Annotated in this window: 20 protein-coding genes; 14 read left to right on the forward strand and 6 right to left on the reverse strand. The window is 45.6% G+C overall.

Translation table 11 applies throughout. The annotated features are described in order from the left end of the window. Positions 1-27 precede the first annotated feature (27 nt). The 3 genes from FQ085_RS14975 to FQ085_RS18375 all read left to right on the forward strand — a co-directional run bounded on the left by FQ085_RS14975 (position 28) and on the right by FQ085_RS18375 (position 1,859). Positions 28-1,185 (forward strand): nucleotidyltransferase domain-containing protein, encoded by a 1,158-nt coding sequence (locus FQ085_RS14975; RefSeq protein ID WP_149457013.1) that lies wholly within the window; start codon positions 28-30, stop codon positions 1,183-1,185. After that, positions 1,175-1,660: a type II CBASS E2 protein gene (locus FQ085_RS14980; RefSeq protein ID WP_149457014.1), complete on the forward strand. Its 486-nt coding sequence runs from the start codon at positions 1,175-1,177 to the stop codon at positions 1,658-1,660. The genes FQ085_RS14975 and FQ085_RS14980 overlap by 11 nt, the downstream gene beginning before the upstream one ends. A 73-nt stretch (positions 1,661-1,733) precedes the next feature. Then, positions 1,734-1,859: a hypothetical protein gene (locus FQ085_RS18375; RefSeq protein ID WP_262499818.1), complete on the forward strand. Its 126-nt coding sequence runs from the start codon at positions 1,734-1,736 to the stop codon at positions 1,857-1,859. Between the two features lie 109 nt (positions 1,860-1,968). Here the strand turns inward: FQ085_RS18375 and FQ085_RS14985 are convergent, their stop codons facing one another. Beyond that, entirely contained in the window at positions 1,969-2,577 is a 609-nt protein-coding gene (locus FQ085_RS14985; RefSeq protein ID WP_149457015.1) for a recombinase family protein, read from the reverse strand. Between the two features lie 304 nt (positions 2,578-2,881). On the opposite strand from FQ085_RS14985, the gene merR reads away from it, so the two are divergent. The 11 genes from merR (at position 2,882) to FQ085_RS15040 (ending at position 12,585) form a co-directional block, all read left to right on the forward strand. Continuing rightward, positions 2,882-3,283, forward strand: a complete 402-nt coding sequence (gene merR, locus FQ085_RS14990; RefSeq protein ID WP_101803156.1) for a mercury resistance transcriptional regulator MerR — start codon at positions 2,882-2,884, stop codon at positions 3,281-3,283. 3 nt (positions 3,284-3,286) lie between these two features. Beyond that, positions 3,287-4,927: a mercury(II) reductase gene (gene merA / locus FQ085_RS14995; protein WP_149457016.1), complete on the forward strand. Its 1,641-nt coding sequence runs from the start codon at positions 3,287-3,289 to the stop codon at positions 4,925-4,927. Between the two features lie 292 nt (positions 4,928-5,219). Then, entirely contained in the window at positions 5,220-6,188 is a 969-nt protein-coding gene (locus FQ085_RS15000) for an arsenic resistance protein (protein WP_149457017.1), read from the forward strand. A 313-nt stretch (positions 6,189-6,501) separates the two neighbouring features. Next, positions 6,502-6,852: an ArsR/SmtB family transcription factor gene (locus FQ085_RS15005; protein ID WP_101803159.1), complete on the forward strand. Its 351-nt coding sequence runs from the start codon at positions 6,502-6,504 to the stop codon at positions 6,850-6,852. A 13-nt stretch (positions 6,853-6,865) separates the two neighbouring features. Beyond that, positions 6,866-8,161, forward strand: a complete 1,296-nt coding sequence (locus FQ085_RS15010) for an arsenic transporter (RefSeq protein WP_149457018.1) — start codon at positions 6,866-6,868, stop codon at positions 8,159-8,161. Positions 8,162-8,194: 33 nt separating this feature from the next. Next, a complete protein-coding gene (gene arsC, locus FQ085_RS15015; protein ID WP_149457019.1) occupies positions 8,195-8,614 on the forward strand; it encodes an arsenate reductase (thioredoxin) in 420 nt (139 codons plus the stop codon). Between the two features lie 82 nt (positions 8,615-8,696). Continuing rightward, the gene (gene arsD, locus FQ085_RS15020; RefSeq protein WP_149457020.1) at positions 8,697-9,056 is read left to right on the forward strand and encodes an arsenite efflux transporter metallochaperone ArsD; all 360 of its coding nucleotides are present in this window, start codon (positions 8,697-8,699) and stop codon (positions 9,054-9,056) included. A 13-nt stretch (positions 9,057-9,069) separates the two neighbouring features. Then, entirely contained in the window at positions 9,070-10,842 is a 1,773-nt protein-coding gene (gene arsA / locus FQ085_RS15025) for an arsenical pump-driving ATPase (protein ID WP_149457021.1), read from the forward strand. Between the two features lie 19 nt (positions 10,843-10,861). Next, entirely contained in the window at positions 10,862-11,830 is a 969-nt protein-coding gene (gene trxB / locus FQ085_RS15030; protein WP_149457022.1) for a thioredoxin-disulfide reductase, read from the forward strand. Beyond that, positions 11,827-12,255, forward strand: a complete 429-nt coding sequence (locus tag FQ085_RS15035; RefSeq protein WP_101803165.1) for a protein-tyrosine phosphatase family protein — start codon at positions 11,827-11,829, stop codon at positions 12,253-12,255. Before trxB ends, FQ085_RS15035 begins: the two co-directional genes overlap by 4 nt. Positions 12,256-12,306: 51 nt before the next feature. Further along, positions 12,307-12,585 carry an adhesin gene (locus tag FQ085_RS15040; protein WP_101803166.1) on the forward strand — a complete coding sequence of 93 codons (279 nt, stop codon included), beginning with the start codon at positions 12,307-12,309 and terminating at the stop codon, positions 12,583-12,585. A gap of 102 nt (positions 12,586-12,687) precedes the next feature. Here the strand turns inward: FQ085_RS15040 and FQ085_RS15045 are convergent, their stop codons facing one another. The 5 genes from FQ085_RS15045 to FQ085_RS15065 all read right to left on the reverse strand — a co-directional run. Further along, entirely contained in the window at positions 12,688-12,966 is a 279-nt protein-coding gene (locus FQ085_RS15045; protein ID WP_101803167.1) for a thioredoxin family protein, read from the reverse strand. Positions 12,967-12,968: 2 nt separating this feature from the next. Continuing rightward, positions 12,969-13,367 (reverse strand): MerR family transcriptional regulator, encoded by a 399-nt coding sequence (locus FQ085_RS15050; protein ID WP_101803168.1) that lies wholly within the window; start codon positions 13,365-13,367, stop codon positions 12,969-12,971. A 483-nt stretch (positions 13,368-13,850) separates the two neighbouring features. Then, positions 13,851-14,513, reverse strand: coding sequence for a class I SAM-dependent methyltransferase (locus FQ085_RS15055; protein WP_101803169.1), 663 nt, complete (start codon positions 14,511-14,513; stop codon positions 13,851-13,853). Between the two features lie 183 nt (positions 14,514-14,696). After that, positions 14,697-16,115, reverse strand: coding sequence for a dihydrolipoyl dehydrogenase (lpdA, locus tag FQ085_RS15060; protein ID WP_149457023.1), 1,419 nt, complete (start codon positions 16,113-16,115; stop codon positions 14,697-14,699). Positions 16,116-16,346: 231 nt separating this feature from the next. Then, positions 16,347-18,386: heavy metal translocating P-type ATPase (locus FQ085_RS15065; RefSeq protein ID WP_149457024.1), on the reverse strand; the 2,040-nt coding region annotated here is incomplete at its 5' end.

Here is an 18,386-nt window from a genome sequence, read left to right on the forward strand (position 1 = left end):
TGCTAAGAATATTAAAGGGGGTATTTTATGCTGAAGACATATTCAAAGGACCATCAGTTAGATGAATTGCTTCAAAGTATTGGTGAAGCTCTACAAATAAGTAAAAGCCAATATGACCAATCTGAGACTTCTTATAATGCTGTAGCTAACTGGTTATCAGAAGATGAGGAACGTTTCCCAGATATTGATATCGATATCTACCCTCAAGGTTCTCTTAAAATCGGCACCACTGTGCATCCAATGTTCAATCAAGAGTTTGATTTAGATTTTGTTTGTGAATTAAATCTAGATTGGAAAAAATATGAGAACCCTATTGAAATACTTGATTTGATTGAAGAAAGGCTTCGTGAACATGAGGTTTATGCCCCTATGGTCGAACGGAAAAATAGGTGCATTCGATTGAATTACAAACGGAACTTTCACATGGATATTTTGCCTGCCTGCCCGGTCAAGGAAGATTCGAATGGGTGTGTGAAAGTTCCGGACAGAAAGTTAGCCGATTGGAAGGACAGCAATCCAAAGGGCTATGCCAATTGGTTTGAAGAGACGGCTAAGGATTATGATGTTTCTTTCAATAATCAAATTCTAATGGAAAAAAGTGCGGAAATTGAGAAGATGCCAGGGGTAGAACCGATACAAATCAAACCACCTTTGAAAAGGGCCGTTCAATTAATGAAGCGACACCGTGATATTTATTTTGAAGAAAATCCTAAAAAAGCTCCTATCAGTATTGTACTTACCACGTTAGCGGGTGAATTTTATGGCAACCAATCTTCCGTTCATGATGCAATCGAAGGTATACTGGACGGAATTTTAAATGCTGCTCAATCAGGCAAAATTACAGTTTATAATCCACAGAATAAATTGGAGGTATTAAGTGAGCGTTGGAACGAGAAACCAGAGCTGTATGATTCCTTCCTTCTCTTTATTCGTGATTTTAGAGAAAAATGGACAGAAATTAGCGATGCGAAAGAAGAAGGATATATAGAAGTAGCTTCTCTTTTGAAAGAAATGTTTGGGGAAGAACCAATAAACAAAGGAATGAACAAACAGGCTAAAGTTAATGAAGCATATAGACAAGCGGGTAAGTTAGGAATCACGGCTGCAGGTGTAATGAGCTTTACACCCGTTGTAGCAGCTGAAGAAATTACTACTGTAAAACGGAATACATTTTATGGTGGATGATAAATATAATCAAAAGCCGAAAAGAAAGAATGGAAAAATTAAAGAAAAAAATCTTTCTTTAGGGGAGCAATCTTATTCATTGGTTAATCGATTTCCCCAGTTTCAAGAGTCTTTATCAGAACAGAAAGTGACGTGGATAGGCACATTACAGCCCCAGCCTCTCAGTCCCGAATATACCATTAAGATTGAATATGAAATGCAAGGACCTCCCAGTGTATGGGTGTTGAGTCCGCCATTGAAATCTTATAAAAATCAACCTATTCCACATATGTATGGCCAAGATACCCTTTGTCTTTTCTATCCCAAAGCAAAAGAGTGGAAGCGCAGTATGTGGATTTACAAGACCACGATACCGTGGGTAAGCCTGTGGCTAACCTACTATGAGTTATGGGTGGTAACTGGTGAATGGTTAGGTGGGGGAATTGATCATGGAAACCCTGTGGTTGAAGAAAATCCTGAATACTATAAAAGTTAAGAGACAAAAATCTGTTCATAATTAAGTAATTACCTAAAAGAAGTATCGTTGAAAAAATAGAGGAGGAAAATATATGCCTAAACATTCGGGTGGTAAAGTTGGCAAAGCAGGTAAAACTCTAGGAAAAAAATCTTCAACTAAAAAACAAAAGAGTGAAGCAGCCAAAACTTTGAAAAATCATCAAGACAGTAAGCATTAATAATACCTACTTAATTGAATTATACCTAAGCAAAAAGAGGATTTTATTAAATTGAAATCCTCTTTTTATTTGAGTTTCTTCTATATAATAGTCACTTACTTAGAAAGCATTATTTTACTTCAGATTCAAAATTTCTCACCAATTTATAGAAAGTTGTTTTCTTAATTCCTAATTCTTGCATGGCCTGCACTGCTGTAAATTCTCCAGCTTTCCATTTTCTATAAACCTCTTTGAATTCCTCTGAAACAAAAACGGTCGGTCTGCCAAACTGAATGCCATTTTGCAATGCTAGCTCGATTCCTTCTCGCTGACGTTTCCGGATGCGTTCCCGTTCCTCTTCAGCCATCCACGATAGAATCTGCAAAACCAAGTCCGCTATGAATGTCCCCATGCTGTCTTTATATTGGGTGGTATCGAGTAATGGCATATCCAGCACCACAATATCAGCTTCGATGTTTTTTGTGAGGTCATTCCATTCCAGGAGGATCTCTTCTTTGTTCCGGCCAAACCGATCCAGAGAGTGGATATACAAAATATCGCCTTTCCGAATAATCCGTTTCAGTAATTGATAGTTTGCACGTTCGAAGTTTTTTCCGCTTTGCTTGTCCAAATAAATGTCCCGATCAGTGATACCCATTTTTTTCATGGCTTCCAATTGTCGGCCTTCATTTTGGTCTTTGCTGCTGACGCGTATGTAACCAAATTTGCGATGTTCCATAATTCACCTCTATAAACAATTCTTTTCCTCTCATTATACCTGAAAACCGTTCGTAAAAGTGTGTGCAATTTAGCGAACGTTCGTAAAGTCGTTTGACACGTTTACGAACGCTCTTTTCGGCCGTTTTTTGCCCTTTTCAAAGCGTTCGTAAAAGTGTACTTTTACGAACGCTTTATTTTTAATAAACGACTATTTTAAATCTCGTTTTAGTAACTTGAAATTTTATATATAGAAAGTATTGAAGTGTAGATGTTTGACCATGTACCTAAGTACATGGTTTATACTTTTTCTGAGGTGAAGAAAATTGAGCTATCGAATCAGTGAACTTGCAACTCTATGTGAAGTGAATAAGGAAACCATCCGGTACTATGAACGAAAAGAGCTATTGCAAGAACCTGTCAGGAATAATTCGGGGTATCGTATTTATTCAAAGGAAACGGTCAAACGGGTAGGATTTATCCGGCGGCTGCAGGAGTTGGGATTTTCATTGAATGAAATTTATAAATTATTGGGTGTTGTGGACAAAGACAATGTGCGCTGTGAAGATATGTTCGATTTTGTGTCCAGAAAAGAAGTGGAAGTCCGAAAGCAGATTGAGGATCTAAAGCGGGCGGAACGGATGCTGAGTGAGTTGAAAGAGCGGTGTCCAAATGAAAAAGAGTTGCATGAATGCCCGATTATTGATGTTTTGATGGAGGAGGAGTAGAACATGAACAAATACCGAGTGGATGTCCAAGGGATGACCTGCACAGGATGCGAAGAACACATTGCAGTCGCGCTTGAAGCGATTGGCGCAAAAGAGATCCAAGCCGATTTCCGAAAAGGTGAAGCTGTATTTAAACTGCCGGAAGACATGGAGGTTGAAAAGGCAAAAAAAGCAATTGCTGATGCCAAGTATCAGCCGGGAAAAGCAGAAGAAGTTCAAAAACCAAAAGCGATGCAACCGGATGAAGAAGGCGAGTATGACTACATCATCATCGGTTCCGGGGGCGCTGCCTTTTCTTCCGCCATCGAAGCTGTAAAATATGGGGCGAAAGTGGCGATGATTGAACGGGGAACGGTAGGCGGTACCTGTGTGAACATTGGCTGTGTTCCTTCCAAAACCTTATTACGGGCGGGAGAAATCAATCACTTGGCCAGGAACAACCCGTTTATCGGACTGCACACCTCTGCGAATGAAGTGGATTTGGCTCCGCTGGTCAAACAGAAAGACGAACTGGTGACGGATCTCCGGAACAAGAAATATGTCGATTTGATTGAAGACTACGGTTTTGAGTTGATCAAAGGGGAAGCCAGGTTTATAGATGAACACACCATTGAAGTGGACGGCCTGAAGCTATCTGCCAAACGGTTTCTGATTGCGACGGGGGCGGCTCCGGCTGTGCCAGCCATTTCCGGATTGGAAGAAGTGGATTACTTGACCAGCACGACCTTGTTGGAGCTAAAGAAAGTGCCGAAACGCCTGACAGTCATCGGTTCCGGCTATATTGGTGTGGAATTGGGCCAGCTATTTCACCATCTCGGTTCAGAAGTCACACTGATGCAAAGAAGTTCGCGTTTGTTCAAGGAATATGATCCGGAAATCTCGGAAGCCCTAACGAAAGCTTTGACCGAACAAGGCATTCGGTTAGTGACCGGTGCCACGTACGAGCGAATTGAACAGGTCGGAGAGGTGAAAAAAGTTTATGTCGAGGTGGATGGTCAGAAGCGGATCATCGAATCTGATCAATTGCTGATTGCAGCCGGCCGAACGCCCAATACGGAAAACTTGAATCTGCAGGCGGCGGGTGTTGAAACAGGGGGCCTTGGAGAAATTCGGATTGATGATTATGCCAAAACCACCAATGAACGGATTTATGCAGCAGGTGATGTGACGCTCGGTCCTCAATTTGTTTATGTCGCGGCATATCAAGGAAGAGTGGCAGCAGGAAATGCGGTCGGCGGGCAGAATGAAAAACTGGATTTGGCCATTGTACCGGGGGTAACGTTTACAGCTCCGGCGATTGCCACGGTCGGCTTGACAGAGAAACAGGCAAAAGAAAACGGCTATGATGTCATCACTTCCGTCCTGCCGTTGGAGGCTGTTCCGCGAGCGCAAGTGAACCGGGAAACAACCGGAGTATTCAAGTTGGTGGCGGATGCGACAACACGCCAGCTGCTGGGCGGGCATATCGTAGCGGAAAATGCTGGGGATGTCATCTATGCGGTGACACTTGCTGTGAAATTCGGTTTGACCATCGAAAATCTTAGCGAAACCCTCGCGCCGTATCTAACCATGGCCGAAGGTGTGAAACTGGCTGCGCTAACGTTCGACAACGATGTTTCTCAGTTGTCATGTTGTGCCGGATAAAAATGCCCATTGTTGAAGATTCAAGCTGTTGATTGGGAGCCCATTTGAACAATTAGGAAGCAGAAGAATAGATCAATCACATTGCGACAGCCGTTCGATTATTTGACTGGATTGGAGCAAGTACTTGCTTAATTAGAATCTCTATCATGTTATGGGAACCAATAGGCTCATCGAAGCTTATCTTCTCTCTTTTTTGTGTGCAAAAGTGCTGGCTGAAAATTTTTGACTTAGTTAATCTAAATAGGGAGTCGCTCATATATTTAGTTTTTTCTTTCCATAAAGGAGTGCCATCATGAACGTATTTGAAAAGTTTCAAACTGTTATCATTTTATCGGCAGTAGGTATCGGACTTTTACTGGGACAGTTTGTTTTTTTTGAAACTTACGCAGAGTCTTTTATCGTTCCATTTTTACTGCTGATGCTCTATGGATTATTTCTAACCATTCCCTTGCAGCATCTAAAAGATGCCTTTAAAAACAGGAAATTTCTAAGTGCCAATACCATTATCAATTTTGTCTGGACGCCTTTAGTAGCGTGGGGGCTGGGAGCTATCTTCCTTGCTGATCATCCAGCCCTATGGATTGGTTTTATCATGCTGATGGTGACTCCATGTACAGATTGGTACTTGATGTTCACTTCCATTGCCAAAGGAAATGTCCCCTTATCCACTTCCGTTTTGCCGATTAACTTGATTCTGCAGGTCGTGCTTTTGCCGGTTTACCTGTTCATTTTCGCCGGCACGATTGAATCCATTCCGTTATCGACCATTGGAGAAAGCATTCTACTGGTACTGGTGATTCCTTTCGCTCTTGCCCATTTGACCCGTTATGCCTTGAGTAAGAAAGAAGTCTTCTTAAATAAGAAGTTGGTTCCCTTTTTTGCTACTGCACAAATCATCTTTTTATCCCTAGCAATTATGGCCATGTTTGCTTCACAAGGAAATTATTTAATCAATAATCTTGAGGTCATTTCTGTATTAATCATACCGGTGTTACTTTTCTTCGTTATTAATTTCGTGCTTGCACAAACAGTAGGGAAAGCCATGAAGTTTTCGTACGAAGATACAGTGAGCCTAAGTCTTACCATCATTGCACGCAATTCGCCCGTTTCGTTAGCGATTGCGGTCATCGCTTTTCCAGATCAACCCTTGATTGCGTTAGCGTTAGTGATTGGTCCGCTTATTGAATTGCCCGTGTTAGCAATCGCTTCTCAAGTATTGCTCTCATTAAGAAAAACCAGTCCACCGAAAAATCTCAATTAGTAATTTGCCGGAAGCAGATAGTGATTAGAAAATAATTATTTTAAGTTTATATATCATGATGTTACCGGAAGTATTAACTGAACACACAGTACTTATTATAGAAGGAAAATAAATGGGAAGACGGATTGCCTGGCAATCTGTCCTTCTTTTTTTATTTTATATATACTTTGTGCGGCGAATTTTATAAAAAAATAAGAAAAAGCACTTGAACATATAAGTATATGCTGATATGCTGTTATTGGTTTTAGAAATAATATAATAAATGAATCAAAGAGATGACATATTGTCAGTAAAGTGAAGAGGTGAAAAACAGATGGAAGTAAAAGCGAAGGAAATTGAAATCGAAAAAGCCAGCATGGTCTTAAAGCTCTTAGGGGATAAAACCAGGCTTTCAATGATGAAACTGTTGGAACAGAACGAATGCTGCGTATGTGAATTTGTGGAGATCTTCGGCATCAGCCAGTCAGCCATTAGCCAGCATCTAAGGAAACTCCGGGATGTCGGGTTGGTGAAGGAAAATCGGAAAGGCCAGTGGATTTTCTACTCGCTGAATAAAGAAAGCGACATGTATGAAATGGTTCTTAACATCATGGAATTCATTCCTAGTCAGGATGAGAGAATTCGTGAATTGGAAAAACAAGGACTAAGAATCAGTTGTGAATAGTGGAGGGAAGTAAATGGTACAAGGAATTTTAGCATCCGTGATCTTCCTCCTCACACTGGTACTCGTCATCTGGCAGCCACGGAATCTTTCGATTGGGTGGTCAGCTATTGGGGGGGCAGTACTTGCTTTGCTGGTTGGAGTCGTTGATTTTCAAGATGTACAAGATGTATTTGGAATTGTGTGGAATGCCACACTTGCTTTTATCGCCATCATCATCATTTCGTTGATTTTGGATGAAATCGGCCTCTTCGAATGGTCAGCGCTTCACATGGCGCAAATTGCAAAAGGGAACGGCGTGCGCATGTTTGTCTTCGTCAGCATCCTTGGTGCTTTTGTGGCGGCCTTGTTTGCGAACGACGGGGCAGCCCTGATTTTGACGCCGATCGTTCTGGCGATGGTCCGAAACTTGAATTTCTCGGAAAAAATGATTTTTCCGTTTATCATGGCCAGTGGATTCATTGCCGATACGACATCCTTGCCGTTGGTCGTCAGTAACCTGGTGAACATTGTCTCGGCTGACTTTTTCGGCATCGGGTTTGTGGAATACGCGTCCCGTATGATCGTGCCGAACCTATTCGCCTTAGTGTCCAGTATCTTGGTGCTGTATTTGTTCTTCCGTAAGGATATTCCGAAAAATTACGATGTCACAAACTTGAAAAAACCGAATGAGGCCATCAAAGACCATAAGATGTTCCGTCTGTCCTGGTTTGTTCTGGTGATCCTGCTTGTCGGGTATTTCTCCAGCGAATTCATCGGCGTTCCGGTTTCGATTGTGGCGGGCATCATCGCCATCTTCTTTTTACTGATGGCGCAGAAAAGTCCGGCGGTCCGGACACGGATCATTTTACGCGGCGCGCCGTGGAACATCGTCTTCTTCTCACTCGGCATGTACGTTGTGGTTTACGGGCTCCGCAATGTCGGCTTGACGAGTGTGCTTGCGGACGTCATCCAAGTGGCAGCAGAGCAAGGCTTGTTCGTCGCCACGATTTCGATGGGCTTTATCGCTGCCATCCTGTCATCGGTGATGAACAATATGCCAACCGTAATGATCAACGCGCTCGCCATTTCCGAAACGCAAACGTCCGGAACCATTCGCGAAGCACTCATTTATGCGAACATCATCGGATCGGATCTGGGACCAAAAATCACGCCGATCGGATCACTTGCCACGTTGCTGTGGCTCCATGTGTTGTCGCTCAAAGGCGTAAAAATCTCCTGGGGAACGTATTTCAAGGTCGGGATTATCCTGACGGTTCCGGTGCTTCTGTCAACACTCATCGGGCTGTATCTATGGTTATTGATTCTCTAGAAAAAATATAGAATTCAAAAAGGAGTTTTTATCATGACGAAAAAAACATTGTATTTCCTCTGCACAGGTAACTCTTGCCGTAGCCAAATGGCGGAAGGCTGGGGGAAAGAAATTCTTGGAGACGAGTGGCAAGTATTGAGCGCTGGGATTGAAGCGCATGGCTTGAACCCGAACGCGGTGAAGGCGATGAACGAAGTGGACATCGACATCTCCAATCAAACATCGGATATCATCGACACGGACATCCTGAACAATGCGGACTTTGTCGTCACGCTTTGTGGCGATGCTGCAGACAAGTGTCCAATGACGCCTCCTCATGTAAAGCGCGATCACTGGGGCTTTGTGGATCCGGCAAAAGCAGAAGGAACAGAAGAAGAAAAATGGGCCGTGTTCCAAAGCGTCCGTGATGAAATGGGCGAACGCATCCGACAATTCGCCGAAACAGGGAAGTAAAAAAAGAGCCGTGACCTTGTGTCCGGCTTTCTTTCTCAATAGAACATTAGCATATTCTACTATCGTAATGGAGGAATCTGTCATGAAAAAAATTGAAATCTTTGACCCGGCCATGTGCTGTTCGACAGGCGTCTGCGGTCCCGTTGTAGACCCAGATTTAACGCGCATCGCTTCTGCGGTTTATTCGCTCGAGAAAAAGGGCTTTGAAATTACCCGTTACAATTTGACGAACGATCCAAGTGCATTTGTAGAGAATCAGGTCGTCAACCAAGTGTTGGTTGAGAAAGGGCCGGAATCACTTCCGCTAGTGCTGGTAGACGGGGAAGTCGTCAAAGTGGCGGAGTATCCGACAAACGAAGAGCTGGCTGAATGGTCCGGAACCGCACCAGCCGAATTGCAGGAAAATCCACGGGTTCGCGTGTCCGTTAATTTTGGCAACTAAAGGAGAGAAGCACATGTATTCACTGTTCAATCCAAAAAAGATGCCCTTGACGCCGTTCTTGTTCTTTACCGGAAAAGGCGGTGTCGGCAAAACGTCGACAGCTTGCGCCACGGCCGTGGCACTTGCCGATCAAGGGAAGAACGTGCTGCTGGTCAGCACGGACCCCGCATCCAATCTACAAGACGTATTGGATGTGGCATTGACGAATGAGCCGATGGCCATTCCAAACGTTCCCAACCTATCGGCGTGCAACATCGATCCGGAAGAGTCGGCACGGGTTTACAAGGAAAACGTGGTTGGCCCTTATCGTGGAAAACTGCCGGATGCGGTATTGGCGACTATGGAAGAGCAGTTGTCCGGCGCTTGCACCGTAGAAATTGCGGCTTTTGATGAATTCTCCCACCTGTTGGCGGACGAAACCATCTTGACGCAATACGATCATGTCTTGTTTGATACCGCACCGACAGGCCATACACTGCGGCTGTTGCAGCTGCCGACGGCATGGAGTGGGTTCCTGAATGAAAGCACACATGGGGCTTCTTGCTTGGGGCCGCTGGCCGGGTTAGAAGGAAAGAAAGAGATGTATGCCAAAGCGGTTGCCTCCCTCTCCGACCGGGAAAAGACGACGCTGCTATTGATTGCGCGTCCGGACAACTCGTCGTTGCTTGAAGCGGATCGGGCTTCTGCGGAACTGAAGGAAATCGGCATCCTGAACCAGTTGCTGATTGTTAACGGCCTGCTGCAGACGCACCAGCCGGAAGATGCCGTATCGACCGCATTCTATAGCCGACAGCGCTTAGCTTTACAGGAAACACCGGAAGCGTTAAAGCAAGTGATGACCTTCTCGCTGCCATTCGTATCGTATTCGTTGACGGGTATAGAAAATCTTCGGCACCTATTCAGTTCGTATGCCATCACAACAGTTGAACTGGAAGAGACAGACGAAGAAGCGTTAGCTCTTCCGGGGTTGAACCAAGTGATTGAGGATTTCGCAGAAAAAAATACCCGTGTTATTTTCACAATGGGCAAAGGCGGCGTAGGCAAAACGTCGATTGCGTCAGCCATTGCAGTCGGATTGTCTGAAAGAGGACACCGCGTCCATTTGACCACGACAGACCCAGCTGCCCATTTGGACTATACGTTTGCAGGCAGTGAAACACGCGACAACCTGTCCATTAGCAGCATCAACCCGGAAATCGAAGTCGCACGCTACAAACAGACGGTTCTTGCCAATGCCGGAACCGGACTGAGCGAAGAAGAATTGGCTTATCTGCAAGAAGATCTGGAGTCGCCTTGTACGGAAGAAATCGCGTTATTCCAGGCATTTGCGGCGGTCGTCGAGAAATCGGAGAACGAAATTGTTGTGATTGATACGGCCCCGACCGGCCATACATTGTTGTTGCTGGATTCGACGGAAGCTTACCACAAAGAGATGAGCCGTTCGACCGGGGACGTGCCGGAAAACGTGAAGAAGCTGTTGCCGCGTTTGCGCAATCCGCAAGAAACCGGCGTCGTTATCGTGACGCTGGCGGAAGCGACGCCCGTACTCGAAGCGGCACGGCTGCAAGAGGACTTGAAGCGCGCCCAGATCGAGCCCAAATGGTGGGTCATCAACCAAAGCTTGTACGCCACGGAAACGACAGACCCGATTTTACGCGGCCGGGCACGTTCCGAGAAGAAATGGATCAAAAAAGTGGACGAAGAACTGGCGCCAAAATGCGCTGTGATCCCCTGGCTGCAGGAAGAAAAAGTCGGCTACACCCAGTTGAAAGAATTCATCCTATAACCCGTTGGAGGGAATCAATATGCATAAAGTAGTCATTCTAGGAACAGGACCTGCCGGATTGACGGCAGCGATTTATTTAGCAAGAGCCAACATGAATCCTCTTATTATTGAAGGCGATCAGCCGGGCGGACAATTGACGCTGACAACCGAAGTTGAGAACTTCCCCGGCTTTGTCGATGGGGTCATGGGCCCGGAATTGATGGACAACATGCGCAAACAAGCGGAACGTTTCGGTGCCGTATTCAAAAGCGGTTGGGTGACGGCAGTGGATGCCTCCCAGCAGCCGTTTAAATTACAGGTCAGCGGCTTAGGTGAAGTGGTGACGGAAGCGCTGATTCTATCAACCGGTGCTTCGGCTAAACTCCTGCAGATTCCTGGGGAGACCGAGAACATTGGTTCAGGCGTCAGCACCTGCGCGACCTGTGACGGTTTTTTCTATCGCGGGAAAAAGATCATCGTCGTAGGCGGAGGCGATTCGGCCATGGAAGAAGCGAGCTTCTTGACGAAGTTTGCAGATGAAGTGGTCATCGTCCATCGCCGCAATGAATTGCGGGCGTCCAAAATCATGCAGGACCGTGCCAGACAGAACAAAAAGATTTCGTGGAAATTGAACAACACACCGGTTGAAGTCATCAGCAACGGAACGAAAGTGACCGGGTTGAAAGTATTGAACGGCGAGACAGAGGCCGAAGAGGTTATTGAAACGGACGGCATCTTTGTCGCCATCGGCCACACGCCGAACACGGCTTTCCTGAACGGGCAAATTAACACCGATGAAACAGGCTATATTCAGGTCGTGCCAGGCACAACGGAAACAAACATTCCAGGCATCTTTGCCTGCGGCGATGTTCAGGACAAACGGTATCGCCAAGCGATTACCGCAGCCGGATCCGGGTGCATGGCGGCAATGGACACCGAACGTCACCTCGAAGGCCAGGAAATCATCGACTGGAGCCAAACGTTATCAGAAAAGGCGGAAGCACAATGAGCAAAAATTATCAGGAACTGGTAAAGGACCGCATTTTCATTGGCGGCGCAGCGGATGCCAAGGATGCAGTCAACACGGAACAGGTTGACCTTGTGGTGGATTTGCGGGCAGAAGTGACCGAAGGCGAGTACGAATACCTCCGGGTCCACAGCCCGATCGTGGATGATTCCGACGACCAGCAGGATGAATCGGTCAAGAAAGCGATCGATCAAGTGGTGGACGCCTATAACGACGGCAAGAAAATCTATTTCCACTGTGCAGGCGGCAGCAACCGGACCGGCACGGTGGCCATCGGTACGCTATTATCCATCGGCAAAGCCAATAGTATCGAAGAAGCGGAAGCGCAGGCGAAATCCGTTCGCGAGAAAATCAATGTGAAACCGCCGTTGAAGGAATCCCTTCAGCGGATTTTCCCAGAAGCCTAATGAATGATAGAATTAAAACCGAAAATGAATCCAAAAGGAGAGGTACAACCTATGATGATCACAAATGAAGCCAAACAATACATCCAATCGATTCTGGAAGAGCAGAAAGCCGAAGGCATGCGGATTCACGCAGTAGCTGGGTGCTGTGGACCGCAAATCGGCCTGTCGCTGGATGCACCAGAAGCAACAGATGAAGTACTGGACATCAACGGCATCCGGATGGCAATTGCTGTTGAAGCAAAAGATGCATCAGACAGCTTAACATTAGATTTTGAAAAACAAGGGGAACAATCGGGTCTGGTCATGGTCGGTGCACCGGCTGGTTGTTAAGTAGAAAAATCTGTATTTTTTAATATTTACTTAGCTAAAAAGCATCCAATCTACAATACTGTAGATTGGATGCTTTTTTAAAAATTGACGCTTGATTTAAATTTACGAATCGGATTTTCCAACTCCGGCCTTCTTCAAGGAATCCATATCAATTCCTGTGTCCTTGCAGCAGTCTACTAATTCGCCATTAACTGCAACGGCCGGCACCGTTTGAACACCGTAAGCTTTTGCTTTCTCCCGGCATTCATTCGTTTCACAGCCTTTATTCAAATCGTAAACAGTAACTTCACAATTATCGCAAGCCAGGTCGTTGACTTGCTGTACCGTGTCATCACATAAATAACACCCTGCTGTAAATATTTCAACTCGTCTTTTAGCCATTCTTAATTCACTCCTTCAAGTTTTTGAATGATGGGACATTCGTCTTTAGCGACCTTCGAACGAGGGCACTTTCCTGCCAGGTCTTCCAATAAATTTTTCATACTTTTTAACTCTTGAATCTTAACTTCTACTTCTTCTGCTTTGTTCATCATAAAATGATGCATTTCTTCTGCATGAAATTCATGTTCTCTCGAGACTGATAAAAGTTTTTTGATTTCTTCGAGGCTAAATCCTAAGCCTTGTGCTCTCTTGATAAACCGGATGTCTTCAATGACTTCAGCGAAGAAAATTCTGTAACCGGAATCGGTTCGGGGAGATTCCGAAATTAACCCGTATTTCTCATAATAGCGAATGGTTTCGATATTCACGTTGGCCGCCTTGGCTACTTCACCAATTTTCATTTCTTCTCTCCCTCCCTTTGAATACAGTATAAACCCTAAACCTAACTACAGGGTCAAGCGGTTTGAAATCCTTTCACTTGGTTAATTAAAGGTTATTAAAATTGAAGTTATTTTATAGAAAAGAAGAAGAGACATACTCAATTAATTCATTTTCTCATTCTTCTGGAAACAAGAATTTTAAATGGTTTCTGAAAAAGTAAATCACGTTTAACTTGTGAATTCTATCGAATTCACAAGAGAAGATTCAGGTATAGTCGGTTTACATATCAGTAGTTATCAGAAGTTGCTGAATACAAAGGAGGAGAAGAGGTTGCTACAAGCACATCTTCTCTCCCTATTAATTTGTTAAAGTACTTTTACTAACGCTTTTCTAATACCCTTTTTAAGTTTTGTTCCTTATGACTACAAAGTGAATTGAATGAAAATAGATATATAGAAAATGCAAGTACGTAAGGTGAAAGAAAGTAGCTGAGTATCAAAATTTTATGCCTTAAAAGCTCTGTATGCCCGTAACGTGCCGACCACGGTTGAAAATTGCCCCGTCTCTTCAATTGCAGCAAATCCGGTTTCTTTCAAGAGATTCGGAATAATGCCTTTGACATGAGGGGAAGTGGTCTCGAACCCGTCTAACAACTGGACGGGTAAGAATGCAACACGCATCAAACCGTTTTGCGGCTTCTCAAAATCAATAATATGGAATTGGCCGCCCGGTTTGAGTGTCCGGCGAACTTCCTCAAAAGTTTCCTTCTTCTTCTCTAGCGTCAGATGATGAATAAATAAACTGGTAAAGACATGATGAAACAGATTATTAGAAAAGGGAAGCCGGTCAGAAAATCCTTCCTTGAAGCTAATTCCATTAGTTTGATTTCTGTTGATTTTTTCTTTCGCAATTGCTACTATTTTCGGGTCCGCATCGACTCCAATCACTTGAACGTGAGAATGTGATTGCCGTATTAAGAGCGCCAAGGTTCCTGTGCCGCAAGCTAGATCCATCACCACTTCCTCAGGTTGAAGGGCTGCTTGATTGACCAAATGCATTTTAAGCTTTTTTTCCTGCATCCCCCATTGAATTAACGGATCGTAGAACCGGGTCATCCAGCGGTATTTGAGTGCCGGTATATACGCATTGTTCTTATCTATCTTCATGAAGTTCGCATCCTTTCAATTAAGTGGATTTTTTGTTCCGAATAATTCCGTTTTGAAAAAAGAGAGAACTCGCTAATCTATTCGATTTATCATCACTTCAGAATGTCATAGATACTCGTATAAAAACAAACCGGCCTGCGCTTATGAATGTGCAGACCGGCCTCGATGTGTTTTCGCTATAAGTTATTTTCTGTTTAGCATATGAATTGGGTGTCCCATGATTCCTTCCGCAGCTTCCATCAGTGGCTCCGGTAACGTAGGGTGGGCGTGAATCGTTAGGCTGAGGTCTTCGGCAGTCGCTCCGGTCTCAATGGCAAAGACCGCTTCGGCAATAAGGGACGATACTTCCGGTCCAACCATCTGGACGCCCAACACTCTTTTGGTCTCTTTTTCAGCCACAATCTGTACAAAACCATCGGCATCGGAAATGGATAAAGCGCGACCGTTCGCTTGGAACGGAAAACGACTGGAAACTGTATCATAACCCTGTTCTTTTGCCGCTTTTTCGGTCAATCCGGTATACGCAACTTCCGGATCGCTGAAGATAACAAACGGCATCGCTTGAAAATCAATGACGCTTTTTTGGCCGCTTGCCACCTCTGCCGCAATTTTGCCTTCATAACTCGCTTTGTGGGCCAGAAGGTCACCGCCTGCACAATCACCGATCGCGTACACATGGTCAACCGTGGTTCGACATTGGTTATTTATCTTGATAAACCCGCGTTGATCAAGTCCCACACCAATATTTTCTAAGCCGATGTTTCCTGTGTTCGGTTTTCTCCCGATGGAAACCAAGCAGTAATCGCCATTAATGACCTCGTCTTTGCCATCCACTTGAACCCGGACATTGACTTCTTCACCTGTATTTTCACCGCCTTGGACCATGGCATTGGTGATGACGGTGATGCCCATATCTTTTAAGTGACGTTTAACCACATTTGTCAGTGCTGAGTCCGTTCCCGGAAGAATGGTATCCGTTCCTTCCAGGATGGTCACTTTCGCCCCGAATTTGGCATAGGCTGTTCCGAGTTCCAATCCGATATACCCGCCGCCGACCACCACGAGATGTTTCGGCACTTCCTGGAGCGTCAAAGCTTCTGTTGATGAGAGAATCCGTTCTTGATCGAACGGCAGGCTTTTCAGTTCGGTCGGCAGGGAACCGATTGCCAGAATCAGATCTTTGTACGTATAAAGCTGTTCTCCGTCTACGGTTTTGATTTTTACCTGATGGGATTCTGTCAAATAAGCTACCCCGCTAATGACTTCCACGCCATTGCCTTTCAGCAAGGTCTGGACTCCACTCGTCAATTTGTTCACGATGCCATCCTTCCATTTCACAACTTCCGGCATGTCCACGACCACTTCGCCCGAAACCTTGATGCCCATGGAGCCGGCATGTTGGATGTGTTTTACTCGTTCAGAAGCACTGATCAGCGCCTTGGAAGGGATACACCCCCGGTTCAGGCAAACGCCGCCTAATTCGGCCTTATCCACTAACACCACTTTTTTCCCTAGCTGTGCAGCACGAATGGCCGCCACATAGCCGCCCGATCCGGCTCCAATCACCAATAGATCAATATCCTTTTTTGCTTCTTCAGTCATTTCTGTTTCCTCCTTCAGCATTTGGTTATTGAATAAAACGATGATTCTACTTCTTTTTATTACACAAGAGGAGAGCCTGCAGTAACAACATGCTGCTTCGTGACAGGTAAGCCTCTTCTAAAACTCCATACCCTTTATCTCGAGAATTAAATAAAATTATGCTTTAGACTGGTTGAGCAATAGTATGTATTTCAGAAAAGAGCTTTCCATTAGGCTGGAAAGCTCTTTTCGTTACTCTTTTACGCGCATCAGCCGTAAACTGTTCAGCGCGACCAAGAGGGTAGCGCCCATATCGGACATGATGGCAATCCACAGGGTCAGCCAGCCCGGGATGACCAGCAGCAACGCGATCACTTTGATGCCGATTGCAAACGTGATGTTCGCTTTGATGATGTTCAGGGATTTCCGGCTCAATTTCACCGTGAATGGCAGTTTGCTCAAATCATCGCCCATCAAGACCACATCAGCGGTCTCCATCGCGGTATCGGTTCCGGCACCACCCATGGCAATTCCGACAGTAGAAGCAGCGAGTGCCGGAGCATCGTTCACGCCGTCTCCAATCATCGCGACGTTGCCGTATTCGGCTCGTAAGCGTTTGATGACATTCAGTTTGTCCTCCGGCATCAGCTCGGCCTGAATTTCGGTGACACCGATCTGCTGGCCAATGGCCTGACCGGTTCCTTTGTTGTCACCTGTCAGCATGATCGTCTTCTTGATGCCCATTTCATGCAATTTAGCGATGACTTCCTTGCTGGATTCACGGACTTCATCTGCCACGGCAATGACCGCCAGGATATTCTGTTCCGTTCCGATGATCATCGCCGTCTTGCCCTGATTTTGAAGAGCTGTGACGTTTTGTTCCAAGTTCTTATCGGCACTTGCGGCGCCCAGCTCATTGAAGAGAATCGGGCTGCCGATGTAGTACGTGATCCCTTCTACGGTCCCTTTAATCCCTTTGCCGGTAATGGATGAGAAGTCCTCGACCAAGACCGAAGAATAAGAAATGTTTTCTGCGTCCGCTTTTTTCATAATGGCCGAAGCAAGAGGGTGCTGTGAGCGATACTCCAGCGCTGTGACGATGGAAAGCAGTTCTTTTTCATTGAGATCCTTGTTCAATACCTCAAAGTCCGTGACGACGGGAACCCCTTTGGTCAGGGTGCCGGTCTTGTCAAACGCAATCGCTTTGATGGCGCCCATTTCTTCCAGGTACACGCCGCCTTTTACCAGAACGCCTTTTTTCGCTGCGTTGCCAATCGCGGATACAATCGAAATTGGAGTCGAAATGACCAATGCACACGGACAACCTACGACTAGCACAGCCAGCCCTTGGTAGACCCAGGTTTCCCAGCTGGCGTCAAACAAGAGGGGAGGGACAATGGCCACGAGTGCGGCAACGGCCATGATGATCGGTGTATAATATTTGGCGAATTTATCGACAAACGCCTGTGAAGGCGCGCGTTCGCCTTGCGCTTCCTCGACCAGGTGAATGATTTTCGCAATGGTCGTGTCTTCGACCAGTTTGGTGATTTTAACTTCCAGCAGACCTTCTTCATTCAGCGTGCCGGCGAAGACTTCATCATCCACCGTTTTGGCGACGGGCACGGATTCACCGGTAATCGTTGCCTGATTGACTGCCGAGTAGCCGTTGACCACCATACCGTCCATCGCAATCTTTTGCCCGGGTTTGACGATCATGATATCCCCGACGGCAATGTCGTCCACCGAAATCAACTGTTCTTGTCCATTTCGACGAACCAGTGCCTCTTTCGGGGCAATGTCCATCAACGAACGGATGGATTGTCGGGCCCGGTCCATGGAATAGCGTTCCAATGCTTCACTGATGGCGAAGAGAATCACCACGATGGACGCTTCCGCCCATTCGCCGATAAAAGCGGCCCCGATGACAGCAACCGTCATGAGTGTCTTCATATCGAAATCCAGGCGTATCAAGTTCTGGAAGCCGACTTTAAAGAGCGAGTATCCGCCAATGACGATGGCTGCCACGAACAGGAGGGATGTCATCAGGTTTTCTTCCCCGTTGACGAACTGGGAAATGTACCCGAAGACGATCAACAGGGTGGAGTAGAGCAAGACGTTGTACTTTTGGTAGAACGGCACTTTCTTCTCCTTTGCAGTCGTCGTTTTATCGGTTTCCGTTTTCGGACCGGCTGGCCGGCCTGTGATTTCAGGAGCGACCTTCAAATTTTCAAATGCACCGGCTTTCTCCAATTCTTCAACCGAGGCCGTCCCGTAAACGGAAATTTTCGAAGC

Origin of the sequence: Planococcus sp. ANT_H30, assembly GCF_008369335.1 — a bacterium.
Taxonomy (GTDB): domain Bacteria; phylum Bacillota; class Bacilli; order Bacillales_A; family Planococcaceae; genus Planococcus; species Planococcus kocurii.